Origin of the sequence: Pseudomonas sp. QD4, assembly GCF_049199125.1 — a bacterium.
Taxonomy (GTDB): domain Bacteria; phylum Pseudomonadota; class Gammaproteobacteria; order Pseudomonadales; family Pseudomonadaceae; genus Aquipseudomonas.
In genome coordinates this window covers 1,000,027-1,026,233 of record NZ_JBLZOM010000002.1, presented here as the reverse complement: position 1 = coordinate 1,026,233, position 26,207 = coordinate 1,000,027, and the positions used below count along the sequence as shown (strand labels likewise).

The following is a 26,207-nucleotide window of genomic DNA, read 5'->3' as shown; positions in this document are numbered from 1 at the left end:
AAAGTCTGGGTAGGGCCGGGTGCCGCGCTTATCGGGCGGGCGCTGGCGCTGCGTCAGCCTTGAGCTGCAAGCGGTACAGCGCATTGGCCAGGGCGATGTCCTCCAGGCCCAGGCCGATGGAGCGGAAAAACACCGAGCCGGTGGCGTTCGGGCGCGGGGCCTGGCCGCTGAATAATTCGCCCAGGTCGCCGACAATCGCCTCCTTGTGCCAGCCGTGCTGCTGGCTGGCGATCAGCATTTCGCCCGCGGCGTCCGGTGTGGTCTGGCGGTAGTCGCAATACACCTGCATCTGGCCCAGGCTTTGCGGCGGCACCTCGTGGGCCCGTGGCGCATTGGTGCTGATGGAAGTGATCAACGCCGGACGGCTCAGTTGCGCTGGGTCGATGACCGGCCCGGCGGACGAGGTGCAGAGCATGATCACATCCGCGTCGGCCAGGGCCTGTTCACGGCTGCTGGTAATTTGTAGCCGCGGGTCCAGGGCCTGGAGCCGAGCCTGTTGTTCTGCGCTGGTGCTGGCGAGACTCGGCGAGTACAGGCGGATGGTCTGCCATGGCCGCAGGCCTTTGGCGTAATGCAGGTGGGCCAGGGCCACGGGACCGCTGCCGATGATGCACAGCTGGCGGGCGTCGACAGGCGCCAGGGCGTCCACCGCCACGGCCGTGGTGGCGGCGGTGCGGGCGGTGGTCAGTTCGCCGGCATCGCACAGCAACAGCGGCTGGCCGCTGTCCATGGACATCAGCAGGGTCCAGGCGGTGACCAGCGGGCCTTCGGCGCGAACGATATAGGGCGAGGTCTTGACCCCATACACCCGATCATCGGCCAGCACCCCCAGGTAGTTGATGAAGTCGCCGGCCCCCTGGGGGAATTCCACCAGTTGCTGCGCCGGTTGCACCGCACGCCCGGCGGCCAGGTCGATAAACAGTTTGCGCAGGATCTGCGGCACATCGACCTGGGCCAGCAGTTCGCGGGCTTGGGGTTGGGCAATCACATAAGGCGTGCTGGACATGCGGGGGCTCCCACGGCAGTGGATATAAACTAATTTGTCTATTATGGACTTTTAGTTTTGTTCGGCAATCGCCAGGCGAAAAAAAACGCAGCCTGGTGGGGCTGCGTTTTCTTCAGGGCAGAGGCTTCGGGCGCTGCCCGTGCCTCAGGTCGCTTGCGGGCGTTTGCGCTCCACGGGGCGCAGCAGCTCGGTGGGCGGTGTTTCGCAGCTGATCTTGCGCCCCAGCAGGGCTTCGATCGATGGCAGCTGATAGGAGTCGTCCTCACCGGCGAAGCTGATGGACACACCGTTGGCCCCGGCCCGGCCGGTACGCCCGATGCGGTGCACGTAGTCGTCCGGTACTTCCGGCAGGGTGAAGTTGATCACGTGGCTGATGCCGTCGATGTGGATCCCGCGACCTGCCACATCGGTGGCCACCAGCACGCGGATCTTGCCTTCGCGGAAACCTTCCAGGGTCTTGATGCGCTTGTGCTGCGGTACATCGCCCGACAGTTGGGCGGCATTCACGCCATCGCGTACCAGGCGTTCCTCGATGCGCCGGACTTCGTCCTTGCGGTTGGCGAAGACCATGACCCGCTCCCAACCGTTGTCGGTGACCAGGTTGTAGAGCAGTTTGTATTTGTCGGCGCCGGCCACGGCATAAATGTGCTGTTCGACGTTTTCGCTGGCCACGTTCTCGGATTCGATCTCGACGATGGCCGGGTCGGTGGTCCATTGCTTGGCCAGGTTCATCACGTCTTCGGTGAAGGTCGCGGAGAACAGCAGGGTCTGACGTTCATTTTTCGGCGGAGTCTGACGAATGATCTGCCGTACCTGGGGGATAAAGCCCATGTCGAGCATGCGGTCGGCTTCGTCCAGCACCATCACTTCGACCATGTCCAGGTGCACGTCGCCGCGCTGGTTGAAGTCCAGCAGGCGGCCCGGGGTGGCGACCAGGATGTCGCAGTGGCGGGCTTCGAGGTGCTTGAGCTGCTTGTCGAAGTCCATGCCGCCGACGAAAGTCATCACGTTCAGGCCGGTGTACTTGGTCAGGCTGGCGGCGTCCTTGGCGATCTGGACCACCAGTTCGCGGGTCGGCGCGATGATCAGTGCCCGTGGCTCGCCCATGTAGCGCTCTTTCGGCGGCGGGGTCTGCAACAGCTGGGTGATGATCGAGATCAGGAACGCGGCGGTCTTGCCAGTGCCGGTCTGGGCCCGGCCGATGGCGTCCTGGCCATTGATGGTGAAGCCCATGACCTGCGCCTGGATCGGCGTGCAGTAAGGAAAACCCAGGTCATGAATGGCATGCATCAGCTCGGGGGCGAGCTTGAAGTCGTGGAAGCGGGTCTTGCCTTCCTGGGGCTCGACGACGAAGTCTTCGAGTTTCCAGGTGCTGACGGCCGGCTTTGGCGCGCGCTCACGACGAGGTTGTTCGGCCTTGGGCTTTTCGCTGCGGGCGGGAGTCGATGGGGCTGCAACAGCAGGGGCGGCGGGTGTGGTCACCGGCTCTTTTTGGCTTGCGGTAGCTGGCGCGGTCCGGCCCGATTGACGGCCTTCATGATGGCTGCTGGGGCTGGGGGAGGGGACGCTGGAGCTTGGCGCGAGCTGCTCAGCCTCGCTTTTACCGAAGATTTTCTTGAGTGCTTTGAGCACGGTCATCTCATCAATTGGTTAAGGAATGTACGCCGGGCAGTGTAATGCAAGAATCGGGCGCGGCGTAGTGTGTTGGGTCTCGGACTACAGGAAGTTTCGTTTTTAGCGTAAACGCTCGCTCAACCAGACGCCGATGTCGCGAATTTCTTCGGGTAACACCTCATGGCCCATTGGGTATTCCTGCCATGTCACGGTGACACCATGCTGTTTCAAATACTCATAAGCGGTCCGCCCCATGGCGTTCTGCACCACTTCATCGTATTGCCCATGCAGCGACAGCACCGGAATCCGCTGTTGGCTGGCCGAAAGTTGCAGTTCGTCGCTGAAGGTCGGGGCGTAGGTCGAGAGGGCAAGTACGCCGCCCAGGGGGCCCTGCCACTCCAGGAAGGCCGTGTGCAGCACCACCGCACCACCCTGGGAGAAACCTGCGAGGAAAATCCGCGAGGCGTCTATTCCGCCGGCCCGTTGTTGTTCGATGAGATCGATAAGCTGTTTTGCCGACTGATCGAGCTGGTCGCGGTCGATCGCGCGGGCCGGGTTCATGGCCAGGATGTCGTACCAGCTGGGCATGGCATAACCGCCGTTGATGGTCACGGCGCGGGTCGGTGCCTGGGGCAGCACGAAGCGGGTGGTCAGCAGGGTTTCCTGCAGGATTTCGGCCACCGGGAGGAAGTCATAGCGATCTGCCCCCAAGCCATGGAGCCAGATAACACAGGCGTCGACGGGCTTGCTGGGCTGAAGAATCAAGGGTTCGGTCATGGTTGCTCCATTGTTGTGCGTGCGCGCTGAATAGGTGCGTGGTCAAGGTGCGCAGCATGTTGATCTGTGAAGAAGATGTCGCAAGGTTGAACGTTTTGCTATTGACCATTGGCTGAAACGCTTAAGCGCTGAATATGGTACGGGCTTTGCTAACAGGGATATCGAAGTGATTGCACTTACCCCCGGCGGTAACACTATCAGGCTGCCGCTGGCTGGGGCATAGCAAAAATCCGGTGATGGACGTTCGCCACTGGCCGCTACGGGCTTCGCGAACATGAAAGGGCTACAGCCCGTTCGGCCGATTGGTGAGATGTGGGGGCTCCGTTACGGGGATTTATCCTACTAGACTCATAGCGAAGGTCTTACGCCGCTTGACCCTAAAAAAAGCCAGCACAGGGTCAACAGCGCCTCATAAGGGTGCGGCAGGACTCAAGCTCCGACACAACAAGAGCAAAACTGGAGGTTTGAATGAAGATGTTGAAATCCACCCTGGCCGTCGTCACGGCAGCCGCGGTACTGGGTATGAGCGGCTTCGCGCAGGCGGGTGCGACCCTTGATGCAGTGCAGAAAAAAGGCTTTGTGCAGTGCGGTGTGAGCGACGGTCTGCCGGGCTTCTCGGTACCGGACGCCACCGGCAAGATCCTGGGCATCGACGCTGACGTGTGCCGGGCTGTTGCGGCCGCCGTATTTGGCGACGCGACCAAGGTCAAATTCAGCCAGTTGAACGCCAAGGAGCGCTTCACCGCGCTGCAATCGGGCGAAATCGACGTGCTGTCGCGCAACACCACCTGGACCAGCTCCCGCGATTCGGGCATGGGCCTGGTGTTTGCCGGCGTGACTTACTACGACGGCATCGGCTTCCTGGTGAACAATAAGCTGGGCGTCAAAAGCGCCAAGGAACTGGACGGTGCAACCATCTGCATCCAAGCCGGTACCACTACCGAGCTGAACGTTTCCGACTACTTCCGTGGCAACGGCCTAAAATACACCCCGATCACCTTCGACACTTCCGATGAAAGCGCCAAGTCGCTGGAATCCGGTCGTTGCGACGTGCTGACTTCCGACAAATCCCAGCTGTACGCACAACGCAGCAAGCTGGCGACCCCGACCGACTACGTCGTTCTGCCGGAAACCATCTCCAAGGAGCCTCTGGGCCCGGTCGTGCGTAAAGGCGACGAAGAATGGTTCAGCATCGTCAAATGGACCCTGTTCGCCATGCTCAATGCCGAAGAGGCCGGTGTGACTTCGAAAAACGTCGAAGCCGAAGCCAAGTCCACCAAGAACCCCGATGTTGCACGTCTGCTGGGTGCGGACGGTGAATACGGCAAAGACCTGAAACTGCCGAAGGACTGGGTAGTACAGATCGTCAAGCAAGTAGGTAACTACGGTGAAGTGTTCGAGAAAAACCTCGGCAAGAGCACACCACTGGCCATCGACCGCGGCCTGAACGCGCTGTGGAACAACGGCGGCATCCAATACGCACCACCAGTGCGCTGATGGTTCTATCACCCGGTGGGCCAACCACCGGGTGATGTTCTGTTCCATTATTTCTGGGGCACTTCATGCAAAATTCAATCGGCGCACCAAAGCAGAGGCTCAGTCTCAGCGATCCACGAGTGCGTGCGTGGTTATTCCAGATCATCACCATTGTGGCGGTGGTCTCGCTGGGCTGGTTTCTGTTCAACAACACCCAAACCAACCTCCAGCACCGGGGCATTACCTCGGGTTTCGACTTTCTCGAGCGCAGCGCCGGTTTCGGCATCGCGCAGCATTTGATCGACTACACCGAATCGGACAGCTATGCCCGGGTGTTCGTCATCGGCTTGCTCAATACCCTGCTGGTGACCTTTATCGGGGTGATCCTGGCGACCATTCTCGGCTTTATCGTCGGCGTGGCGCGTCTGTCGCAGAACTGGATCATCAGCAAGCTGGCCACGGTGTATGTGGAAGTATTCCGCAACATCCCGCCGTTGCTGCAGATTCTGTTCTGGTACTTCGCGGTGTTCCTGACCATGCCGGGGCCGCGCAACAGCCACAACTTCGGTGACACCTTCTTTGTCAGTAGCCGTGGCCTGAACATGCCGGCCGCCCAGGCGGCAGACGGGTTCTGGCCATTCGTGGTGAGCGTGGTGCTGGCCATCGTCGCCATTGTGCTGATGTGCCGCTGGGCCAATAAGCGCTTCGAGGCCACCGGCGTGCCGTTCCACAAGTTCTGGACCGGCCTGGCGTTGATCCTGGTGATCCCCGGGTTGTGCGCGCTGATCTTCGGCGCGCCGCTGCACTGGGAATTGCCAAAGCTGCAAGGCTTCAACTTCGTCGGTGGCTGGGTGCTGATCCCGGAGCTGCTGGCCCTGACCTTGGCCCTGACCGTCTACACCGCGGCGTTTATCGCCGAGATCGTACGTTCCGGGATCAAGTCGGTCAGCCACGGCCAGACCGAGGCGGCACGCTCCCTGGGGCTGCGCAACGGCCCAACGCTGCGCAAGGTGATCATTCCGCAAGCGCTGCGGGTGATCATTCCGCCGCTGACCAGCCAATACCTGAACCTGGCGAAGAACTCCTCGCTGGCAGCCGGTATCGGTTATCCGGAAATGGTCTCGTTGTTTGCCGGCACGGTGCTCAACCAGACCGGGCAGGCGATTGAAGTCATTGCCATCACCATGAGCGTGTACCTGGCGATCAGTATCAGCATTTCCCTGCTGATGAACTGGTACAACAAGCGCATTGCGCTGATCGAGCGGTGAGGAAACGCGCATGACAACTCATACATTCAAACCTGACATGCCCCCTCCGAGCAGCAGCATCGGGGTGGTGGCGTGGATGCGCGCCAACATGTTCTCCAGCTGGCTCAATACCCTGCTGACCCTGTTTGCGTTCTACCTGATTTACCTGGTGGTGCCGCCGATCCTGCATTGGGCGATTCTCGATGCCAACTGGGTCGGCACCACGCGTGCCGACTGCACCAAGGAGGGCGCCTGCTGGGTCTTCATTCAGCAGCGCTTCGGCCAGTTCATGTACGGCTACTACCCGCAGGACCTGCGCTGGCGTGTGGACCTGACTGTGTGGCTGGCGGTGGTGGGCGTGGCGCCGCTGTTCGTCTCGCGCTTCCCGCGCAAGGCGATCTACGGCCTGAGCTTTCTGGTGCTGTACCCGATCGTTGCCTACTTCCTGCTGCATGGCGGCATCTTCGGCATGACCAACGTGGCAACCAGCCAATGGGGCGGCCTGATGCTGACCCTGGTCATCGCCACCGTCGGTATTGCCGGGGCCTTGCCGTTGGGCATCGTGCTGGCGCTGGGGCGGCGCTCGAACATGCCGGCGATTCGTGTGGTCTGCGTGACCTTCATCGAGTTCTGGCGTGGCGTACCGCTGATTACCGTGCTGTTCATGTCGTCGGTGATGCTGCCGCTGTTCCTGCCTGAAGGCATGAACTTCGACAAACTGCTGCGGGCCTTGATCGGCGTGATCCTGTTCCAGTCGGCCTACGTGGCGGAAGTGGTACGGGGCGGTCTGCAAGCGATTCCCAAAGGTCAGTACGAAGCGGCTGCGGCCATGGGCCTCGGGTACTGGCGCAGCATGGGCCTGGTGATTCTGCCGCAAGCCCTGAAGCTGGTGATCCCCGGCATCGTCAACACCTTCATTGCGCTGTTCAAGGACACCAGCCTGGTGATCATCATCGGCCTGTTCGACCTGCTCAACAGCGTCAAACAAGCCGCCGCCGATCCGAAATGGCTGGGCATGGCCACTGAAGGCTATGTGTTCGCGGCCCTGGTGTTCTGGATTTTCTGTTTTGGTATGTCCCGCTACTCCATGCATTTGGAACGTAAGCTGGACACTGGCCACAAGCGTTAGGAGTTTTTTCATGAGTGAAGCGATCAAACAGCCTGTGAGCCCTGAAGGCATTATCCAGATGCAGGGCGTGAACAAGTGGTACGGCCAGTTCCACGTGTTGAAAGACATCAACCTCAACGTCAAACAGGGCGAGCGTATCGTCCTGTGCGGGCCTTCGGGCTCGGGCAAGTCCACCACCATCCGCTGCCTCAACCGCCTGGAAGAACACCAGCAGGGCCGCATCGTGGTCGATGGCGTGGAGCTGACCAATGACCTCAAGCAGATCGAAGCGATCCGCCGTGAAGTGGGCATGGTGTTCCAGCACTTCAACCTGTTCCCGCACCTGACCATCCTGCAGAACTGCACCCTGGCGCCGATGTGGGTGCGCAAGATGCCCAAGCGCAAGGCCGAGGAAATTGCCATGCACTACCTGGAGCGCGTACGCATTCCAGAGCAGGCGCACAAATTCCCGGGGCAACTCTCCGGCGGTCAGCAGCAGCGTGTGGCGATTGCCCGCGCCTTGTGCATGAAACCGAAAATCATGCTGTTCGATGAACCGACTTCAGCCCTCGACCCCGAGATGGTGAAAGAGGTGCTGGACACCATGATCGGCCTCGCCGAAGACGGCATGACCATGCTCTGCGTGACCCACGAAATGGGCTTTGCCCGGACCGTGGCCAACCGGGTGATCTTCATGGACAAGGGCGAAATCGTCGAACAGGCCGCGCCGAACGACTTCTTCGACAATCCGCAAAACGATCGCACCAAGTTGTTCCTGAGCCAGATCCTGCATTGATCGAGCCCGGTGTCTGACGATAAACCCGGCCTGGCGCCGGGTTTATTTTTGCCTGGGGTTCAGCTGGCGAGGGTGGTTTCGTGCGGCGGGTGGCGTGCGAACAGCAGTTGCTGCAGGTCGCCGGCCTCGCTCAATTCGCGGGCATCCGCCAGCAGGTGAGGGTGGCGATCGAGCAGGCGCATCAGCATCAGCAGTGGCTGGGGCGGCGCGACTTCACCCCGTTCATAGCGGGAGAAGGCATTGTGTCCACCGCCGGAAAGCAGCTGCACGGCCTCCTTTTGCGAGAGGTGCAGTTTGCGGCGCATGCGTTTCATCTCGGCGGCGATCAATTGCCGGCAGTCCTCGATCAGCTGATCGCCGGCGGCGGCGTAGCGATCTGCACTGTCAGCGTCGAATTCGACTTCGGCACAGACCTGGCATTCCCAGCCTGCCAGGTCATGCACCGGGCGGGTCAGGTGCTTGTAGTCGATGATTTCGCTGCGATGGTTGAACGGCTTCATCTCATCGGGGGAGCCGCAACTCATGCATTGCTGTCGGTTCATGTGTTTCTCTCCTTGAAGGAGATCACCGGAGCGGTACCGCCTGGGCGGTACGTCACTTTGATGTAGATCTCCAGGCCCTGGTGTGTTGCGTGCTAGATGTCCTGCCAGAGTTGATGGTCGGCGTAGCTGGTCATGGATTTGTCGAGCATGGCGGGCTTCAGGGTGCAGACGATGCGCTGCATGTGCCCAAGGCTCAGGCCGAGCCTTCGACCGCCCTCCAGGGCGGATCGGGTGAAGGCTCTGGCGCCGAGCCGCAAAACCTCGGCCTTGACCACTGACAGGTGGTAATGCGCTGTGTGCTTTTCCATAAGACACCTTGCATTGCGTGGCTGGAAATTACCCTCAAAGGGTTTTTTAAGCAATCGAATTTTTCCCAGATTGCCTGCTCCGTAACCCTAACCTTTTGCCTTCTCAGATGAAGCTGACTAACATGTCAGAAAATTCGTCCGATGATTGGATGAAAGGCTGAGGTTTATGTCAGATATTTCCCCGTTGGTGAAACGCTCCCTGGTTGACCAGGCCTTGGAGCAACTGCGCCTGCGCATCAATCATGGCGCCTGGAGCGTTGGTCAGCGCTTGCCTACCGAGCCGGAACTGGCTGCCGAACTGGGCATCAGCCGCAATACCGTGCGTGAAGCCATGCGCGTGCTGGCGTTTTCCGGGTTGATCGAGATCCGCCAGGGCGATGGCAGTTACCTGCGTGCCCTGGCCGACCCTCTGGACACCCTCAAGGCGCTGTCCGGCTGCACCCAGGAGCAGGCTCGGGAGACGCGGCAGATTCTCGAAGTCGAGGCCATTGGCCTGGCCGCGTTGCGCCGCACCGATGAGGACCTCAGGGCCCTGCGCGAAGCGCTCGCGGTCAGCGGTGCGCATTATCACGGCGACCTGGACCGTTACATTGCCTGCGACCTGGTGTTCCACGGGTTGCTGGTGGATGCCGCGCACAATCCGACCCTGAGCGAGCTGTACCGCTACTTCTCCAGCGTGGTCGGTGCCCAGTTGCGCAAGACCCTGAATATTTCTCCACGGCGTCAGCAGGTTTTCGACCTGCATGTGCAACTGCTCGATGCGGTGGAACAGCGTGACCCGGAGCGGGCCAAAGCCCTTTCCCGGCAGTTGATCAATGAACCTTGATACCGAGAAGCCCATGTCCAGTCACCAGGCCGACAACGCCACGCCATCCCCCAGCCGGCGTACGCCGGAACTTGAAGAACTGCTGATCGACGCCGAGGCCGATGACGAGCAGGTCCAGCACAGCCACCCGGTGCTGCGCCGCCCTTGGCTGTTGTTGCTGGGCTTGATCCTGGTGGCGTTGAACCTGCGTCCGGCGCTGTCGAGCATGGCGCCGCTGCTCAGCGACGTTTCTAAAAGCCTCGGCCTGTCAGCGGCCCAGGCCGGGTTACTGACCACCTTGCCGGTGCTCTGCCTGGGCCTGTTCGCGCCCCTGGCACCGCTGCTGGCGCGGCGTTTCGGGGCCGAGCGGGTGGTGTTGGGGATTCTGCTGACCCTGGCGGGCGGGATTATCCTGCGCAGCAGCCTTGGCGAGTTCGGCCTGTTTGCCGGCAGCCTGCTGGCCGGCGCCAGCATCGGCGTGATCGGCGTCCTGTTGCCGGGCATCGTCAAGCGCGATTTTGCCAAGCACGCTGGCACCATGACCGGGGTCTACACCATGGCGCTGTGCCTGGGCGCGGCCATGGCGGCCGGGGCCACGGTGCCGCTCAGCCATCATTTCAGTGATAGCTGGGCCATGGGCTTGGGGTTCTGGGTGCTGCCGGCGCTGGTGGCGGCAGTGTTCTGGCTGCCCCAGGTCGGCAAGAAGCAGGGCGCACATCATGCGGCCTACCGCGTGCGCGGCCTGTTGCGGGACCCCCTGGCTTGGCAGGTGACCCTCTACATGGGCCTGCAATCATCCCTGGCCTACATCGTTTTTGGCTGGTTGCCGTCGATTCTGATTGGCCGTGGCCTGACCCCGACTCAGGCTGGGCTGGTGTTGTCCGGTTCGGTGATCGTGCAACTGGCCAGCTCCCTGGCGGCGCCCTGGCTGGCGACCCGTGGCAAGGACCAGCGCCTGGCGATCGTGATTGTCATGCTGCTGACCCTGGGCGGCCTGTTCGGTTGCCTGTATGCGCCGATCGACGGGCTGTGGGGCTGGGCGATCCTGCTCGGGCTGGGGCAGGGAGGGACGTTCAGCCTGGCCCTGACCCTGATTGTGCTGCGTTCTCGCGACGCTCATGTGGCGGCCAACCTGTCGGGCATGGCCCAGGGCATCGGTTACACCCTGGCCTCGATGGGGCCATTCGCAGTCGGTCTGGTGCACGACTGGACCGGCGGCTGGACGGCCCTGGGCTGGATCTTCGGGGTGATCGGCCTGGGGGCCATCGCTGCCGGCCTGGGTGCCGGTCGCTCGCTGTTTGTGCAGGTCGAAAGCGAAAAAATCTGACCCGCACTACTCTCGGTATTCCCGCCACGAATGCCGATAGTGTTCTGCGCGTGGGCAGATTATTGTGCGCATCATATTTTGATCGTTCGGAGCCTGCCCATGAGTGATGCCCACAGCGCCTTGATTACCACCTTCTATCAAGCGTTCCAGCGCCTGGATGCCGAGGCCATGGCTGCCTGCTATACCGACGATGTGCTGTTCAGCGACCCGGCCTTCGGCGAGTTGCGCGGGCGCGATGCCGGCGACATGTGGCGCCTGCTCACGACCCGGGCCAAGGACTTTTCCCTGACGTTCGACAACGTCCGCGCCGATGAGCGCACCGGCGGCGCGCACTGGGTCGCGACTTACCTGTTCAGCCAGACCGGCAACATCGTGGTCAACGATATCCAGGCGCGCTTCGTGTTTCGTGACGGCAAGATCTGCGAGCACCACGATCACTTCGACCTGTGGCGTTGGGCGCGGCAGGCGTTGGGCACCAAGGGCCTGCTGCTGGGCTGGACGCCGCTGGTCAAAAACGCAGTTCGCGGCCAGGCCCTGAAAGGCTTGAAGGCGTTCCAGGCCGGTCGTTGAGGCGCGTCCTCTGCTAAGATCGCGGCTTGTTATCCACAAGCCCTGATCGTCACGTGAGCACCCCCAGCCCAATCCCCTGCGCCGAACCCGAACCTGCCGCCGTGGCCAGCAAACCCTGGTTTGTGTACTTGGTCAGGGCGGCCAACGGTTCGTTGTACTGCGGCATCAGCGACGACCCGCACAAGCGTTTTGCCAAGCATCAGAGCGGCAAGGGCGCGCGCTTCTTCCTTTCCAGCCCGGCGGTGGCCCTGGTGTACACCGAAGTCTGCCGCGACAAGAGTGATGCGTTGCGCCAGGAGCGGCTGATCAAAAAGCTTCGAAAAAGCGCCAAGGAATGCCTGGTGGCCTCGGCCTCCCCGGGCTTATCACCCTGACTGATAAGTTCCCATCAGGCGCATCTGTAGGCCGCCGGGGATTTGCGCGCTAAGCTGGTTTTTCCTACTTATCCGGCGGACTGCAGCATGTCAGAGTTGATTCTCCATCATTACCCGACTTCTCCTTTTGCGGAAAAAGCACGCCTGCTGCTGGGCTTCAAGGGCCTGTCCTGGCGCTCGGTGAAGATCTCCCCGGTGATGCCAAAACCTGATCTGACGGCGCTGACCGGTGGTTATCGCAAGACGCCGGTGTTGCAGGTGGGGGCCGATATCTATTGCGACACCGCCCTGATCGCCCGTCGCCTGGAGCAGGAGAAGGCCGCGCCGACGTTGTACCCCGAAGGCCAGGAACTGGTGGTTGCCGCGTTCGCCGCGTGGGCCGATTCGGTGGTGTTCCAGCATGCGGTGAGCCTGGTGTTCCAGCCGGAATCGGTCGCCGTGCGTTTTGGCAAGTTGTCGCCGGAAGCGATCAAGGCCTTTCTCGCAGACCGCGCCGGGCTGTTCAGTGGCGGCAGTGCCACCCGCGTCTCTGCTGAGCAGGCCAAGCATCAGTGGCCGACCCTCATGGCTCGCCTCGAGCAGCAACTGCAGCGCGAGCAGGGCGACTTTCTGTTCGGCGAGCCCTCGATTGCCGACTTCGCCCTGGCGCATCCGCTGTGGTTCCTCAAGGCGACGCCGGTCACTGCACCTCTGGTCGATGCCTACCCTGCGGTAAGCGCCTGGCACGCGCGGGTAATGGGCTTCGGCCATGGCGCCGCCAGCGACATGAGCGCCGAGGAAGCGCTGGAGGTAGCCCGCACGGCCACGCCGGCGGCGCTGCCGGCCGAGCCGTTCATCGACCCCAATGGCTTCAAGCCCGGGCAGCAGGTGCTGATTGCGGCGACCGACTACGGCGTCGACCCGGTGCTGGGGGAGTTGTTGTTCGCGGGTAGCGAGGAACTGATCCTGCGTCGCGAAGACCCCCGTGGCGGTGTGGTGCATGTGCACTTTCCGCGCCTGGGCTTTCGCATCGAAGCCCAGTAAGCGAGGGCAAATGGCGGCGCGTTGTTACTTCAGCGCCGCCATGATGGCCTCGGGGTCATAGGTGCGGATCAAGCTACCGTTGACATCCAGGATCGGAATGCCGCGCCCGCCCAGGGCCTCATAGGCACTGCGCGCCTGGGCGTCTTTTTCGATATCGAACTCGCGGTAGGCAATGCCCTTCTGATCGAGGAAGCGCCGGGTGGCCTTGCAGTAGCCGCACCAGTCAGTGGCATAGAGCACGACCCGGGCGTTGGCCCGGACCTGCTCCGATGCCATCCCCGACGGGTTGAACAGGCGTTCGATCTTGCCCCAGTTCTGATACAGGACTACCACCAGCAGGATCAGCAGTACCTTTTTCAGTACGCCGCCCACCATCAGTTACGCCGTTTGAGCTGATCGGTCAGTTGGGTCGGCAGGCCTTTGATGATCAGGGTCCCGGCCTCTTCGTCGTATTCGATCTTCGAGCCCAGCAGGTGGGCTTCAAAACTGATGGACAGGCCCTCGGCGCGCCCGGTGAAGCGGCGGAACTGATTGAGGGTGCGTTTATCGGCAGGGATTTCCGGCGACAGGCCGTAGTCCTTGTTGCGGATATGGTCGTAGAAAGCCTTGGGGCGGTCTTCGTCGATCAGCTCCGAGAGCTCTTCCAGGCCCATGGGTTCGCCGAGCTTGGCCTGGCTGCTGGCGTAGTCGACCAGGGTCTTGGTCTTTTCCCGGGCATCTTCTTCGGGCAGGTCTTCGCTTTCGACGAAATCACTGAAGGCCTTGAGCAGGGTCCGGGTTTCGCCGGGGCCGTCGACGCCTTCCTGGCAGCCGATAAAGTCACGGAAGTATTCCGAGACCTTTTTGCCGTTCTTGCCCTTGATGAACGAGATGTACTGCTTGGACTGCTTGTTGTTCTGCCATTCGGAAATGTTGATCCGCGCGGCCAGGTGCAGTTGGCCCAGGTCCAGGTGGCGCGAGGGGGTCACGTCCAGCTGGTCGGTGACCGCCACGCCTTCGCTGTGGTGCAGCAGGGCGATCGCCAGGTAGTCGGTCATGCCTTGCTGATAATGAGCGAACAACACATGGCCGCCGACCGACAGGTTGGACTCTTCCATCAGCTTCTGCAGATGCTCGACCGCAACCCGGCTGAATGCGGTGAAGTCCTTGCCGCCATCGAGGTATTCCTTCAGCCAGCCGCTGAAGGGGTGCGCCCCGGATTCGGCATGGAACAGACCCCAGGCCTTGCCCTGTTTGGCGTTATAGCTTTCGTTGAGGTCGGCAAGCATGTTTTCGATCGCCGCGGACTCGGCCAGTTCGGAGTCGCGGGCGTGAAGAACTGCAGGGGTGCCGTCGGGTTTTTTGTCGATCAGGTGGACGATGCAATGACGGATCGGCATGGGCTTCTCGGCTGGTTGGCTGGGGGAGGGCGGGCTCCCCGAAAAAGTGCCCAGTGTACCGCACCTGCTGGTTTTGGCGGTGTTTGCCGGGACAGGAATGGCCCGACCCCGGGGCTTATGCAATTTTTTACGGATTTAGAGCAATAAAGCTGACCAAATGGCTAGGTAGAGGCGGATATTTCCCCGTCTCTGTGCTAGTTTTGCCCCGTCTTACGCGATGTATCAGCGTTAAGCGTGCATTCAGCATTTGTCAGGTCGAACCAAACCCTGATTTCGGTATCTATAACCCCGATCTGTCGTGGTTGTAACCGGGGTGCCAGATCCAAAAGATCTGGCTCGATGGCTGACACTGCACTCTGCAATCCAAATGAATTTGATAGGGAAGGAACACCACAATGGCTATTACTAAAGACCAACTGATCGCTGATATCGCTGAAGCTATCGACGCGCCGAAAACCACCGCGCGTAACGCACTGGACCAACTGGCCCAAATCGTTGCTGATCAATTGGAAAATGGCGGCGAAATCACTCTGCCAGGTATCGGCAAGCTGAAAGTGACCGAGCGTCCTGCCCGTACTGGCCGTAACCCATCGACTGGCGCTGCCATCGAAATCGCTGCCAAGAAAGTTATCAAGCTGGTCGTGGCTAAAGGCCTGACCGACGCTGTTAACAAGTAAGACGCAGCAAAAAAACCGTGCTCCGGAGCGATCCGGGCACGGTTTTTTGTTGCCTGCAGCTTTTAGTCCTTGCGCACCCAGCGCTGGCGCCAGATCTGTTGTTCGCTCGGCGTCTGGAAGGTCCAGGCGACAAAACGACTCTGCTTCTGCCCCTGGGACATCTCCACCACCTGGCTCTCCAGCACCCCGGCCTTCTTCAGCGCAGTCTGAATCGCCGGCAGGTTGGACGCTTTCGACACCAGGGTGCTGAACCACAGCACTTTGTGCTGGAAGTGTGCGCTCTCTGCGATCAACTGGGTCACAAACCGCGCCTCGCCACCTTCGCACCACAGTTCAGCCGATTGGCCGCCGAAGTTCAGCACTGGCAATTTGCGTTTCGGGTCGGCGCGGCCCAGGGCCCGCCATTTACGTTCGCTGCCTTTGGTCGCTTCGTCCATGGAGGCATGGAAGGGCGGGTTGCACATGGTCAGGTCAAAGCGCTCGCCCGGCTCCAGGAGGCCCAGCAGAATGTGCTTGGGATTGCTTTGCTGGCGCAGTTGAATGGCCTTGCTCAGCCCGTTGGACTGCACGATCGCCTTGGCGGCGGCCACGGCTGTCGGGTCGATTTCCGAACCGAGGAAGTGCCAGCGGTAGTCGCTGTAGCCGATCAGCGGGTAGACGCAGTTGGCGCCCATGCCGATGTCCAGCACCTTGACCGGCGCGCCACGGGGGATCACGCCTTCGTTGACGCTGGCCAGCAAGTCGGCGAGGAAGTGCACGTAGTCGGCACGCCCTGGCACCGGCGGGCACAGGTAATCGGCCGGGATATCCCAGTGCTTGATGCCGTAGAAGGCCTTGAGCAGCGCGCGGTTGAACACCCGTACCGCGTCGGGGCTGGCGAAGTCGATGCTTTCCTTGCCGTACGGGTTGATGATCACGAACTGCGCCAGCTCCGGCGTGGTCTTGATCAGGGCCGGGAAGTCGTAGCGGCCTTGGTGGCGGTTACGCGGGTGCAGGGTGGCCTCTTTCCGGGGCACGACGGCCTTGGCCGGGGTGGCGGGTTTTGGCTTTTTGCGCGGTGCTTTGGGTGTGCTGGGGGCGGTCATGGGCTGCGTCGATTCTGGGCTTGTTTCAAAAGTGGCGGCTATTGTCCCATATTCCTGGGCAAGCCCGGTCAAAAGTGGCCGCCCATAAAAAAAGAGACCCGAAGGTCTCTTTTTTCACTCGGGCCCCACCTTACAGGCTGGAAATCCGTGCGTGCTGCTCAGCCAGCTTGCCCAGAGCCTGTTCGGCTTCGGCCAGTTTGGCGCGTTCCTTGTCGATGACTTCGGCCGGGGCCTTGTCGACGAACGAGGCATTGGACAGCTTGCCGCCGACCCACTGCACTTCGCCTTGCAGGCGCTGGATTTCCTTGTCCAGGCGTGCCAGTTCGGCGCCCTTGTCGATCAGGCCCGCCATGGGCACCAGCACTTCCATCTCGCCGACCAGGGCGGTGGCGGACAGCGGTGCTTCTGCGCCTGCAGCCAATACGGTGATCGACTCCAGCTTCGCCAGCTTCTTGAGCAGTGCATCGTTCTCGGTGAGACGACGCTGATCTTCGGCGCTGGCATTTTTCACGAACACCGCCAGCGGCTTGCCTGGACCGATGTTCATTTCGGCGCGGATGTTGCGGGTGCCGAGCATCAGGTTCTTGAGCCACTCGATATCGCTTTCGGCGGCCTCGTCGATGCGTGCTTCATTAGCCACCGGCCAAGGCTGCAGCATGATGGTCTTGCCCGTGCTACCTGCCAGCGGCGCGAGGCGCTGCCAGATTTCTTCGGTGATGAACGGCATGAACGGGTGAGCCAGACGCAAGGCCACTTCCAGTACTCGGACCAGGGTGCGACGGGTGCCACGCTGGCGTTCGACCGGCGCGTTCTCGTCCCACAGCACAGGCTTGGACAGTTCCAGGTACCAGTCGCAGTACTGGTTCCAGATGAACTCGTACAGCGCCTGGGCAGCCAGGTCGAAACGGAACTGGTCGAGCTGGCGAGTGACTTCGGTTTCGGTGCGTTGCAACTGCGAGATGATCCAGCGATCCGCCAGGGAGAGCTCGTAGGCCTCGCCGTTCTGGCCGCAGTCTTCACCTTTGTCCAGCACGTAGCGCGCGGCGTTCCAGATCTTGTTGCAGAAGTTGCGATAACCCTCGACGCGGCCCATGTCGAACTTGATGTCGCGACCGGTGGACGCCAGGGAGCAGAACGTGAAGCGCAGGGCGTCGGTGCCATAGCTGGCGATACCGTCGGCGAATTCGGCGCGGGTCTGCTTCTCGATGGACTTCTGCAGTTTTGGCTGCATCAGGCCGGTGGTGCGTTTCTGCACCAGGGCTTCGAGTTCGATGCCGTCGATGATGTCCAGCGGGTCCAGGACGTTGCCCTTGGACTTGGACATCTTCTGGCCCTGGCCATCGCGGACCAGGCCGTGGACGTAAACGGTCTTGAATGGAACCTGCGGTGTGCCGTCCTCGTTTTTCACCAGGTGCATGGTGAGCATGATCATCCGGGCAACCCAGAAGAAAATGATGTCGAAACCGGTCACCAGCACGTCAGTCGGGTGGAAGGTCTTGAGGAAGTCGGTCTGCTCCGGCCAGCCCAGGGTGGAGAAGGTCCACAGGCCCGAACTGAACCAGGTGTCGAGCACGTCGTTATCCTGCTGCAGGGCAACGTCCGGGCCGAGGTTGTGCTTGGCCCGTACTTCGGCTTCATCGCGGCCTACGTAGACCTTGCCCGACTCGTCGTACCAGGCCGGAATCCGGTGGCCCCACCACAGCTGGCGGCTGATGCACCAATCCTGGATGTCACGCATCCAGGAGAAGTACATGTTTTCGTATTGTTTCGGCACGAAGGCGATGCGACCGTCTTCCACCGCCGCGATGGCAGGTTCTGCCAGGGGCTTGGTGGAGACATACCACTGGTCGGTCAGCCACGGCTCGATGATGGTCCCGGAGCGGTCGCCCTTGGGCACCTTCAGGGCGTGATCATCGACGCTGACCAGCAGGCCGGCGGCGTCGAATGCGGCAACGATCTGCTTGCGTGCTTCGAAGCGGTCGAGGCCGGCGTACTCGGCCGGGATCTTGCCGTCGATGCTTTCGTTGAGCGTGCCATCCAGGTTGAACACCTGGCAGGCCGACAACACGGCAGCGTTCTTGTCGAAGATGTTGAGCAGCGGCAGGTTGTGGCGCTTGCCGACTTCGTAGTCGTTGAAGTCGTGGGCCGGGGTGATCTTCACGCAGCCGGTGCCGAATTCAGGGTCGCAGTAGTCGTCAGCGATGATCGGGATGCGACGGCCTACCAGCGGCAGTTCGACGAACTTGCCGATCAGGGCCTTGTAGCGCTCGTCTTCCGGGTTCACGGCCACGGCGGAGTCGCCGAGCATGGTTTCCGGACGGGTGGTGGCGACGATCAGGTAGTCCTGGCCTTCAGCGGTCTTGGCGCCGTCGGCCAGCGGGTACTTGAGGTTCCACAGGAAGCCTTTCTCGTCGTGGTTTTCCACTTCGAGGTCGGAAATCGCCGTGTGCAGCTTGGTGTCCCAGTTGACCAGGCGCTTGCCGCGGTAGATCAGGCCGTCTTCGTGCAGGCGTACGAAAGCTTCTTTGACTGCTTCCGAGAGGCCGTCGTCCATGGTGAAGCGCTCGCGGCTCCAGTCCACGGAGGAGCCCAGGCGGCGGATCTGGCGGCTGATGTTGCCACCGGACTGATCCTTCCACTCCCAGACTTTTTCCAGGAATTTCTCCCGACCCAGGTCATGACGATTCTGGCCCTGGGCTTCGATCTGACGCTCTACCAGCATTTGCGTGGCGATACCGGCGTGGTCGGTACCCGGTTGCCACAGGGTGTTGCGACCCTGCATGCGGCGGAAGCGGATCAAGGCGTCCATGATCGCGTTGTTGAAGCCATGGCCCATGTGCAGGCTGCCAGTGACGTTCGGCGGCGGAATCATGATGGTGTAGGAGTCGCCCGCGCCTTGCGGGGCGAAGTAGTTCTCGGACTCCCAAGTCTGGTACCAGGAAGTTTCAATGGCGTGCGGCTGGTAGGTCTTATCCATGCGCGGCGGGACCCTATTGGCATTTATTCAGGAAAGCCGGCAAGTATAGCGGAGGCGCCCGCCAGCAAGCTACCGGCCAGCCGCATGCGCAGGCGTGACCGGGAAAGCAGTGGCGTTGCTTGTGGTCAGCGGCGCCTACGAAATCGGCCTGTAGCCGCTGCCGCAGGCTGCGCTGGTCGGGACTGACGCTAGAGAACTACCTGATGGAACAAGAGCGTTGCGGATGACCCGCGCAGCCTCGCAAGCTCGGCAGGCGCTAAAGGTTATTCAGCAGCCGTTCCATACGTGCTTCGAGGCGGCGTTTGATTTCGGTTTCGATATGGGGGGCAAAGTCGTCGATCACGTCTTGCATGATCAACTGCGCTGCGGCGCGCAGCTCGCGATCCAGGTGCAGCAGGGCGTCCGGGCCGGAGTTGGCGGCAGGTGCTGCCACTGCCGGGGTGGGCGCTGGTGTAGGGGTTGGCGCCTCGACGGATGCGGCGGGGGCGGGCTCAACGGCGGCCTCGGGCTGCTTGCCGCCGACCATGTCGAACAGCAGGGGGATTTGCACGTCGCCGGTCACGGTCTCAGTGAGCAGCGGCGGTTGCAGGTTGTCATCGCCGAGCAGTTGGCGGATCGACTCGAGGTCGTCCAGCAGGTGCGCGGACTTTTGCTGCGGTTTTGGAGTGTCCATCGGGTGCTCAGAGTCGCTGTAAACGGTGATCTTGCAGAGGATAGCCCTGTTCGCGATAGAAACGGAAACTCTCGCGGGCGGCCTGACGAATCGTCGGGTCTTCGACCACGACTTCGGCGATCCGGGCAAACGCCTTGGCAAAGCCCGGGACTTTCAGGTCCAGGTTCACCAGCAGATCCTGGTGGGCGCCGCAGTCATCGCCCAGGCCAAGGACAATCAAGCCCTCTGGCTCGTTTTCGGCGGGGCCGTGGGGCACGAAGGTCTCACCTTTGAAGCGCCACAGGCGGGCATCCAGGTCTTCGCGCTGGGCGGCATCGCTGCAATGCAGGTAGATGCGGTGGCCCATGCGCCAGGCTTTTTCCGTGAGCTTGCAGGCAAAATCCAGGCGCGCTGAAGGATCCGCGCTGGGAAGGATATAAAAGTCGACTTTGGTCATTGCGATTCCTGAGCCTGGGCTGGCGCCGCCCGCAAGCGGCGCCGACCGAGGTCATGGGTTTCAGGCTTTGGCGCGATCCAGCAGGTACTGGGTCAGCAGGGGAACCGGACGGCCAGTGGCGCCCTTGTCCTTGCCGCCGCTGGTCCAGGCGGTGCCGGCGATGTCCAGGTGCGCCCAGTTCAGGTTCTTGGTGAAGCGCGACAGGAAGCAGGCCGCCGTGATGGTGCCGGCTTTCGGCCCACCAATGTTGGCGATGTCGGCGAACGGGCTGTCCAGTTGTTCCTGGTACTCGTCGAACAGCGGCAGTTGCCAGGCACGGTCGTCAGCTTGTTGGCCGGCGCTCAACAGTTGGCCAATCAGCTCGTCGTTGTTGCCCAGCAGGCCTGAGGTGTGGGAACCCAGGGCTACGATGCAGGCACCGGTCAGGGTGGCGATATCGATCACCGATTGCGGCTTGAAGCGTTCGGCGTAGGTCAGGGCGTCGCACAGCACCAGGCGGCCTTCGGCGTCGGTGTTGAGGATCTCCACGGTCTGGCCGCTCAGGGTGGTGACGATGTCGCCCGGACGCGCCGCGCCGCCGCTTGGCATGTTCTCGGCGCAGGCCAGGATGCACACCAGATTGATCGGCAGCTTGAGCTCGAGGACCGCGCGCAGGGTGCCGAAGACGCTGGCTGCGCCGCCCATGTCGTACTTCATTTCATCCATGCCCGCGCCCGGCTTGAGGCTGATGCCGCCTGTGTCGAAGGTGATGCCTTTGCCGACCAGGGCAAACGGCTTCTCGGATTTCTTGCCGCCGTTGTATTGCATGACGATCAGGCGTGGAGGCTGGTCGCTGCCCTGACCCACGGCATAGAACGAGCCCATGCCCAGTTCCTTGATCTTCTTCTCGTCGAACACTTCGACTTTCAGGCCCTTGAACTCCTTACCCAGGGCCTTGGCCTGTTCGCCGAGGAAGGTCGGGTGGCAGATGTTCGGCGGCAGGTTGCCCAGGTCGCGGGTGAAAGCCATGCCATTGGCGATGGCCGTGGCGTGGGTGACTGCGCGCTGGACTTCAGCCTGGGCGGCCTTGATGGTCAGCAGGGTGATTTTCTTCAGGGCGCGGGGTTCGGCCTTCTGGCTCTTGAACTGGTCGAAGACATAGCCACCATCGACCAGGGTTTCGGCCAGCAGCCGGGACTTGCCGTAGCTGTCGCGGCCCTTGACCACCACTTCGTCCAGTGCCAGCACGGCATCGCTGCCGCCCAGGCCCTTGAGGGTATTGAGTACGCCGCTGGCGATTTTACGGAACGGGCGGTCGCCGAGTTCAGCGTCCTTGCCGATGCCGACCAGCAGCAGGCGTTCGGCCTTGAGGTTGGCCACGTTGTGCAGCAGCAGGCTTTGGCCGACCTTGCCGGTCAGGTCGCCGCGCTTGAGGACGGCGCTGATGGCGCCGCCGCTGAGTTCGTCGAGTTGGCTGGCGACCGTGCCGAGCTTGCGGCCTTCGCCGATGGCGACCACCAGAGTGGCGGTCTTCAAGGTTTCTGGGCTAACGCTTTTTACAACCAGTTCCATGTCCGGATCCCTGAGGTAATGGTCAAAGAGCGCAAGGTCGATGCCCTGCGCGGGGCGTATCTATATATAGAAGAAAGTATCGTCAGCCAGCGACGACAAAGCCGCCAGTTTGAACCTCGCCGCCCGAGCCTGACAACCCTCCAGCGTGCGAACTTCGCCGCTTTAGAGGCCTGCATGAGCATGTGCAGTGACAGGCGCACGCATTCACAGGATAATGCGCCATCTTTTTTCGGCGGCCTGCCTTGGCGGGCCGGCTCGATACGTTTGCTTGTTTGGCCGCCTTAGCCTGACAGCCCTGGAGTGTCTGGTTTGATCGTCTTTCGTTATCTATCTCGCGAAGTCCTGCTGACCCTGAGCGCCGTGAGCGCGGTGCTGCTGGTCATCATCATGAGCGGGCGCTTCGTCAAATACCTGGCCCAAGCTGCCTCGGGAGCGCTGGATCCGGGTTCGCTGTTCCTGATCATGGGCTTTCGTCTGCCCGGGTTCCTGCAACTGATTCTGCCGCTGGGCCTGTTCCTCGGCATTCTCCTGGCCTATGGCCGGTTGTACCTCGAAAGTGAAATGACCGTGCTCTCGGCCACGGGCATGAGCCAGCAGCGCCTGCTGGGCATGACCATGATTCCGGCCACGCTGATCGCCGTGCTGGTCGGCTGGTTGAGCCTGGGCCTGGCGCCGCAGGGAGCGAACCAGTTCCAGCTGCTGCTCAACAAGCAGGACGCCATGACCGAGTTCGACACCTTGGTGCCGGGTCGCTTCCAGGCGCTCAACGACGGTACTCGTGTGACCTACACCGAGCAGTTGTCCGAGGACCGGGCCAATCTGGGCGGCGTGTTCATTTCGGAAAAACGCCTGAACAAGGACAAGAAGGACCAGGGGATTTCGGTGCTGGTCGCCGAAAAAGGCCACCAGGACATCCGTCCGGACGGCAACCGCTACCTGATTCTGGAAAACGGCTATCGCTATGACGGCAACCCGGGCGAGGCCAATTACCGGGTGATCAAGTACGACACCTACGGCGTATTGCTGGCCAAGCCGGACGTCAGTGACGAAGTCACCGACCGCGACGCCATGCCGACCCGCGACCTGTTCGGCAAGACCGACCTGCGGGCCGTGGCCGAGTTGCAATGGCGCCTGTCGCTGCCGTTGCTGGTGTTTATCGTGACCCTGATGGCCGTGCCGTTGGCGCGGGTCAACCCGCGGCAGGGGCGTTTCCTCAAGCTGATTCCGGCGATTCTTCTTTATATGGCTTACCTGACTATCCTGATTGCCGCCCGTGGTTCCCTGGAGAAGGGCAAGCTGTCGCCAGTGCTGGGCCTATGGGGGGTGCATGTGTTGTTCCTGCTGGTCGGCCTGGCCCTGCTGTATTGGGAGCCTTTGCGCTTGAAACTGGCGAGTCGCCGCAGCGTGCAGGAGATGGCCCGTGGTTAAGCTCGATCGCTACATTGGTAGCAGTGTATTCATGGCCATCCTGGCGGTGCTGGGGATTATTCTCGGCCTGGCTTCGTTGTTCGCCTTTATCGATGAGATGGGCAGTGTCAGCGACAGCTATACCGTGATGGACGTGCTGGGCTTCGTGTTGCTGACCGCGCCGCGTCGGGTGTACGAGATGCTGCCGATGGCGGCGCTGATCGGCTGCCTGATCGGTCTGGGCAGCCTGGCCAGCAACAGCGAACTGACCATCATGCGTGCGGCCGGTGTTTCGGTCGGGCGTATCGTCTGGGCGGTGATGAAGCCGATGCTGGTGCTGATGCTGGTCGGCGTGCTGGTGGGTGAGTACGTGGCGCCCGCCACCGAAAGCCAGGCCCAGGCCAACCGCGCCCTGGCCCAGGGTTCGGGCGATGCGCAAAGCTCCAAGCACGGCCTGTGGCACCGCCAGGGTGATGAATTCATCCACATCAACGCGGTCCAGCCCAATGGTTTGCTGTACGGCGTGACCCGTTACCACTTCGACAAGGAACGCCACCTGCTGTCCTCGAGCTTCGCCAAGCATGCCAAGTTCGACAAGGATTACTGGCAGCTGACGGATGTCACCACCACCTACTTCCGTGAAGGCCACACCGAGGTCATCAGCACCCCGGATGAGCGTTGGGACGTAGCGTTGAGCCCGCAATTGCTGAGCACCGTGGTCATGGCCCCGGAATCATTGTCGATCACCGGCCTGTGGGGTTATATCCACTATCTGGCGGACCAGGGCCTGAACAACGGCCGGTACTGGCTGGCCTTCTGGGTCAAGGTGCTGCAACCGCTGGTCACCGCCGCCCTGGTGCTGATGGCGATTTCCTTCATTTTCGGGCCTTTGCGCTCGGTAACCCTGGGGCAGCGGGTGTTCACCGGGGTGCTGGTGGGCTTTACCTTCCGCATCGCCCAGGACTTGCTGGGGCCGTCGAGCCTGGTGTTCGGCTTCTCGCCGCTGTTCGCGGTGCTGGTGCCCGCCGCTATTTGCACCCTGGCCGGCTTCTGGTTGTTGCGTCGCGCCGGCTGATGATGCCGCCGACAGGCGCTGCAGGATGACAAACGCCCTGGTCGCAAGATCGGGGCGTTTGCGCATTTGCCGGTGGCTGACAGGCGAACGTGACGCTAGCGCGGTGTTTCAGGTACAATTCCCGGCTATTTTTCGGCGGGCTATGCCTGCAGCCTTTTTGAGTGTTGACCTGTGAGTGATTTGAGTCATATCCGCAATTTCTCCATCATCGCCCACATTGACCATGGCAAGTCGACTCTGGCTGATCGCTTCATCCAGATGTGCGGCGGCCTGGCCGAACGCGAAATGGAAGCCCAGGTCCTGGACTCCATGGACCTTGAGCGTGAGCGCGGTATCACCATCAAGGCCCACAGTGTCACCCTGTATTACACCGCCCGCGATGGCATCAAGTACCAGCTGAACTTCATTGATACCCCGGGCCACGTCGACTTCACCTATGAAGTCAGCCGGTCGCTGGCGGCCTGTGAAGGTGCATTGCTGGTGGTGGATGCCGGCCAAGGCGTTGAAGCGCAGTCGGTTGCCAACTGCTACACGGCGATCGAGCAGGGCCTGGAAGTCATGCCCGTCCTGAACAAGATCGACCTGCCCCAGGCCGATCCGGATCGGGTCAAGGAAGAAATCGAGAAAATCATCGGCATCGATGCCACCGACGCGGTCGAGTGCAGTGCCAAGACCGGCCTGGGCGTCGATGAAGTGCTCGAGCGTCTGGTCAAGACCATTCCTGCGCCAACCGGCAACTACGAAGATCCGCTGCAAGCGTTGATCATCGACTCCTGGTTCGACAACTACCTGGGCGTTGTGTCCCTGGTGCGCGTGCGCCATGGCCGAGTGAAGAAGGGCGACAAGATCCTGGTCAAATCCACCGGCAAGATCCACTTGGTGGATAGCGTCGGTGTATTCAACCCGAAACACACCGCCACCACCGACCTCAAGGCCGGTGAAGTGGGCTTCATCATCGCCGGTATCAAGGACATTCACGGTGCGCCAGTGGGCGATACCCTGACCCTGAGTTCGACGCCCGATGTCGATGTGCTGCCAGGCTTCAAGCGGATTCAGCCGCAGGTCTACGCCGGTTTGTTCCCGGTCAGCTCCGACGACTTCGAAGACTTCCGTGAGGCCCTGCAGAAGCTCACCCTGAACGACTCGTCGCTGCAGTACACCCCGGAAAGCTCCGACGCCCTGGGCTTCGGCTTCCGTTGCGGGTTCCTCGGCATGCTGCACATGGAAATCATCCAGGAGCGCCTCGAACGCGAGTACGACCTGGACCTGATCACCACCGCGCCGACCGTTATTTTCGAGCTGTTGCTGAAAACCGGTGAAACGATTTACGTCGACAACCCGTCCAAGCTCCCAGACTTGTCGTCCATTGAAGACATGCGCGAGCCAATCGTTCGCGCCAATATTCTTGTGCCGCAAGAGCACCTGGGCAACGTCATTACCCTGTGTATCGAAAAGCGTGGCGTGCAGCACGACATGCTGTTCCTCGGCTCCCAGGTCCAGGTGACCTACGATTTGCCGATGAACGAAGTGGTCCTGGACTTCTTCGATCGTCTCAAATCCACCAGCCGTGGTTATGCTTCGCTGGATTACCATTTCGATCGTTATCAGTCGGCTAATCTGGTGAAACTGGATGTGCTGATCAACGGTGACAAGGTCGACGCTCTTGCGCTGATCGTGCACAAGGATAACGCGCACTACAAAGGTCGCCAGTTGACCGAGAAGATGAAAGAACTGATTCCGCGCCAGATGTTCGACGTCGCGATCCAGGCCGCCATCGGCGGGCAGATCATTGCGCGGACCTCCGTCAAGGCACTCAGAAAGAACGTATTGGCCAAATGCTACGGTGGTGACGTTAGCCGTAAGCGCAAGCTGTTGGAAAAGCAGAAGGCCGGTAAAAAACGCATGAAGCAAGTCGGTAACGTGGAAATTCCACAAGAAGCCTTCCTTGCAGTGCTCAGGTTGGATAGTTAGGTC

The 26,207-nt window shown here is 61.4% G+C and carries 24 protein-coding genes and 1 pseudogene; 13 read left to right on the top strand and 12 right to left on the bottom strand.

Going from position 1 to position 26,207, the window contains the following annotated elements; all coding sequences use genetic code 11:
- Nucleotides 1–28: 28 nt before the first annotated feature.
- The 3 genes from ACOZJV_RS15660 to ACOZJV_RS15650 form a co-directional block, all read right to left on the bottom strand.
- Nucleotides 29–1,006: an ornithine cyclodeaminase family protein gene (locus ACOZJV_RS15660; RefSeq protein WP_421548000.1), complete on the bottom strand. Its 978-nt coding sequence runs from the start codon at nucleotides 1,004–1,006 to the stop codon at nucleotides 29–31.
- 144 nt (nucleotides 1,007–1,150) lie between these two features.
- The gene (gene rhlB, locus ACOZJV_RS15655) at nucleotides 1,151–2,644 is read right to left on the bottom strand and encodes an ATP-dependent RNA helicase RhlB (RefSeq protein WP_078469932.1); all 1,494 of its coding nucleotides are present in this window, start codon (nucleotides 2,642–2,644) and stop codon (nucleotides 1,151–1,153) included.
- 96 nt (nucleotides 2,645–2,740) lie between these two features.
- Nucleotides 2,741–3,397 carry an alpha/beta hydrolase gene (locus tag ACOZJV_RS15650; protein WP_421547999.1) on the bottom strand — a complete coding sequence of 219 codons (657 nt, stop codon included), beginning with the start codon at nucleotides 3,395–3,397 and terminating at the stop codon, nucleotides 2,741–2,743.
- A gap of 468 nt (nucleotides 3,398–3,865) precedes the next feature.
- Between ACOZJV_RS15650 and ACOZJV_RS15645 the strand changes: the two genes are divergently transcribed.
- The 4 genes from ACOZJV_RS15645 (at nucleotide 3,866) to ACOZJV_RS15630 (ending at nucleotide 8,024) form a co-directional block, all read left to right on the top strand.
- Nucleotides 3,866–4,894 carry an amino acid ABC transporter substrate-binding protein gene (locus tag ACOZJV_RS15645; RefSeq protein WP_020298417.1) on the top strand — a complete coding sequence of 343 codons (1,029 nt, stop codon included), beginning with the start codon at nucleotides 3,866–3,868 and terminating at the stop codon, nucleotides 4,892–4,894.
- 65 nt (nucleotides 4,895–4,959) lie between these two features.
- The gene (locus tag ACOZJV_RS15640; RefSeq protein ID WP_078469934.1) at nucleotides 4,960–6,141 is read left to right on the top strand and encodes an amino acid ABC transporter permease; all 1,182 of its coding nucleotides are present in this window, start codon (nucleotides 4,960–4,962) and stop codon (nucleotides 6,139–6,141) included.
- Between the two features lie 10 nt (nucleotides 6,142–6,151).
- Nucleotides 6,152–7,249, top strand: a complete 1,098-nt coding sequence (locus ACOZJV_RS15635) for an amino acid ABC transporter permease (protein WP_078469935.1) — start codon at nucleotides 6,152–6,154, stop codon at nucleotides 7,247–7,249.
- Nucleotides 7,250–7,259: 10 nt separating this feature from the next.
- Nucleotides 7,260–8,024 (top strand): amino acid ABC transporter ATP-binding protein, encoded by a 765-nt coding sequence (locus ACOZJV_RS15630; RefSeq protein WP_003171943.1) that lies wholly within the window; start codon nucleotides 7,260–7,262, stop codon nucleotides 8,022–8,024.
- A 59-nt stretch (nucleotides 8,025–8,083) separates the two neighbouring features.
- On the opposite strand, the gene ACOZJV_RS15625 is transcribed toward ACOZJV_RS15630, so the two are convergent.
- Together ACOZJV_RS15625 and ACOZJV_RS15620 are read right to left on the bottom strand one after the other, a co-directional pair.
- Complete coding sequence (locus tag ACOZJV_RS15625; RefSeq protein WP_421547998.1) at nucleotides 8,084–8,566, bottom strand: type II toxin-antitoxin system MqsA family antitoxin; 483 nt, start codon at nucleotides 8,564–8,566, stop codon at nucleotides 8,084–8,086.
- Nucleotides 8,563–8,874 (bottom strand): annotated as a pseudogene (locus ACOZJV_RS15620) (type II toxin-antitoxin system MqsR family toxin). The gene ACOZJV_RS15625 and the pseudogene ACOZJV_RS15620 overlap by 4 nt, the downstream one beginning before the upstream one ends.
- Nucleotides 8,875–9,040: 166 nt before the next feature.
- On the opposite strand from ACOZJV_RS15620, the gene ACOZJV_RS15615 reads away from it, so the two are divergent.
- From ACOZJV_RS15615 to ACOZJV_RS15595, 5 genes are all read left to right on the top strand, one after another.
- The gene (locus ACOZJV_RS15615) at nucleotides 9,041–9,700 is read left to right on the top strand and encodes a FadR/GntR family transcriptional regulator (RefSeq protein WP_421547997.1); all 660 of its coding nucleotides are present in this window, start codon (nucleotides 9,041–9,043) and stop codon (nucleotides 9,698–9,700) included.
- Nucleotides 9,690–11,006, top strand: coding sequence for a CynX/NimT family MFS transporter (locus tag ACOZJV_RS15610; protein ID WP_078469939.1), 1,317 nt, complete (start codon nucleotides 9,690–9,692; stop codon nucleotides 11,004–11,006). The genes ACOZJV_RS15615 and ACOZJV_RS15610 overlap by 11 nt, the downstream gene beginning before the upstream one ends.
- Nucleotides 11,007–11,105: 99 nt before the next feature.
- Nucleotides 11,106–11,576 (top strand): nuclear transport factor 2 family protein, encoded by a 471-nt coding sequence (locus ACOZJV_RS15605; RefSeq protein WP_078469940.1) that lies wholly within the window; start codon nucleotides 11,106–11,108, stop codon nucleotides 11,574–11,576.
- A gap of 53 nt (nucleotides 11,577–11,629) precedes the next feature.
- Nucleotides 11,630–11,950: a GIY-YIG nuclease family protein gene (locus ACOZJV_RS15600; protein WP_421547996.1), complete on the top strand. Its 321-nt coding sequence runs from the start codon at nucleotides 11,630–11,632 to the stop codon at nucleotides 11,948–11,950.
- 87 nt (nucleotides 11,951–12,037) lie between these two features.
- Entirely contained in the window at nucleotides 12,038–12,973 is a 936-nt protein-coding gene (locus ACOZJV_RS15595; RefSeq protein WP_421547995.1) for a glutathione S-transferase family protein, read from the top strand.
- Nucleotides 12,974–12,997: 24 nt separating this feature from the next.
- On the opposite strand, the gene ACOZJV_RS15590 is transcribed toward ACOZJV_RS15595, so the two are convergent.
- Nucleotides 12,998–13,348: a glutaredoxin family protein gene (locus ACOZJV_RS15590; RefSeq protein WP_078469943.1), complete on the bottom strand. Its 351-nt coding sequence runs from the start codon at nucleotides 13,346–13,348 to the stop codon at nucleotides 12,998–13,000.
- Nucleotides 13,348–14,352, bottom strand: coding sequence for a nucleoid-associated protein YejK (gene yejK, locus ACOZJV_RS15585; RefSeq protein ID WP_078469944.1), 1,005 nt, complete (start codon nucleotides 14,350–14,352; stop codon nucleotides 13,348–13,350). The genes ACOZJV_RS15590 and yejK overlap by 1 nt, the downstream gene beginning before the upstream one ends.
- A 395-nt stretch (nucleotides 14,353–14,747) precedes the next feature.
- Here yejK and ACOZJV_RS15580 point away from each other — a divergent pair, with 395 nt between their 5' ends.
- The gene (locus ACOZJV_RS15580; RefSeq protein ID WP_003440137.1) at nucleotides 14,748–15,029 is read left to right on the top strand and encodes an HU family DNA-binding protein; all 282 of its coding nucleotides are present in this window, start codon (nucleotides 14,748–14,750) and stop codon (nucleotides 15,027–15,029) included.
- 62 nt (nucleotides 15,030–15,091) lie between these two features.
- On the opposite strand, the gene rlmF is transcribed toward ACOZJV_RS15580, so the two are convergent.
- The 5 genes from rlmF to ACOZJV_RS15555 form a co-directional block, all read right to left on the bottom strand.
- Nucleotides 15,092–16,114, bottom strand: a complete 1,023-nt coding sequence (rlmF, locus tag ACOZJV_RS15575; protein WP_201129576.1) for a 23S rRNA (adenine(1618)-N(6))-methyltransferase RlmF — start codon at nucleotides 16,112–16,114, stop codon at nucleotides 15,092–15,094.
- A 130-nt stretch (nucleotides 16,115–16,244) separates the two neighbouring features.
- Nucleotides 16,245–19,091, bottom strand: a complete 2,847-nt coding sequence (locus ACOZJV_RS15570) for a valine--tRNA ligase (RefSeq protein ID WP_421547994.1) — start codon at nucleotides 19,089–19,091, stop codon at nucleotides 16,245–16,247.
- A 256-nt stretch (nucleotides 19,092–19,347) separates the two neighbouring features.
- A complete protein-coding gene (locus ACOZJV_RS15565) occupies nucleotides 19,348–19,764 on the bottom strand; it encodes a DNA polymerase III subunit chi (protein WP_421547993.1) in 417 nt (138 codons plus the stop codon).
- A gap of 7 nt (nucleotides 19,765–19,771) precedes the next feature.
- Nucleotides 19,772–20,200, bottom strand: coding sequence for a DNA polymerase III subunit chi (locus ACOZJV_RS15560; RefSeq protein ID WP_078469948.1), 429 nt, complete (start codon nucleotides 20,198–20,200; stop codon nucleotides 19,772–19,774).
- Nucleotides 20,201–20,260: 60 nt separating this feature from the next.
- Nucleotides 20,261–21,751 (bottom strand): leucyl aminopeptidase, encoded by a 1,491-nt coding sequence (locus tag ACOZJV_RS15555; RefSeq protein ID WP_078469949.1) that lies wholly within the window; start codon nucleotides 21,749–21,751, stop codon nucleotides 20,261–20,263.
- Between the two features lie 309 nt (nucleotides 21,752–22,060).
- Here ACOZJV_RS15555 and lptF point away from each other — a divergent pair, with 309 nt between their 5' ends.
- The 3 genes from lptF (at nucleotide 22,061) to lepA (ending at nucleotide 26,204) form a co-directional block, all read left to right on the top strand.
- Nucleotides 22,061–23,179, top strand: a complete 1,119-nt coding sequence (gene lptF / locus ACOZJV_RS15550) for an LPS export ABC transporter permease LptF (RefSeq protein WP_078469950.1) — start codon at nucleotides 22,061–22,063, stop codon at nucleotides 23,177–23,179.
- Nucleotides 23,172–24,233, top strand: a complete 1,062-nt coding sequence (gene lptG, locus ACOZJV_RS15545) for an LPS export ABC transporter permease LptG (protein WP_078469951.1) — start codon at nucleotides 23,172–23,174, stop codon at nucleotides 24,231–24,233. Before lptF ends, lptG begins: the two co-directional genes overlap by 8 nt.
- A 171-nt stretch (nucleotides 24,234–24,404) precedes the next feature.
- Nucleotides 24,405–26,204 (top strand): translation elongation factor 4, encoded by a 1,800-nt coding sequence (lepA, locus tag ACOZJV_RS15540; protein ID WP_020298957.1) that lies wholly within the window; start codon nucleotides 24,405–24,407, stop codon nucleotides 26,202–26,204.
- The last annotated feature ends 3 nt before the right edge of the window (nucleotides 26,205–26,207 follow it).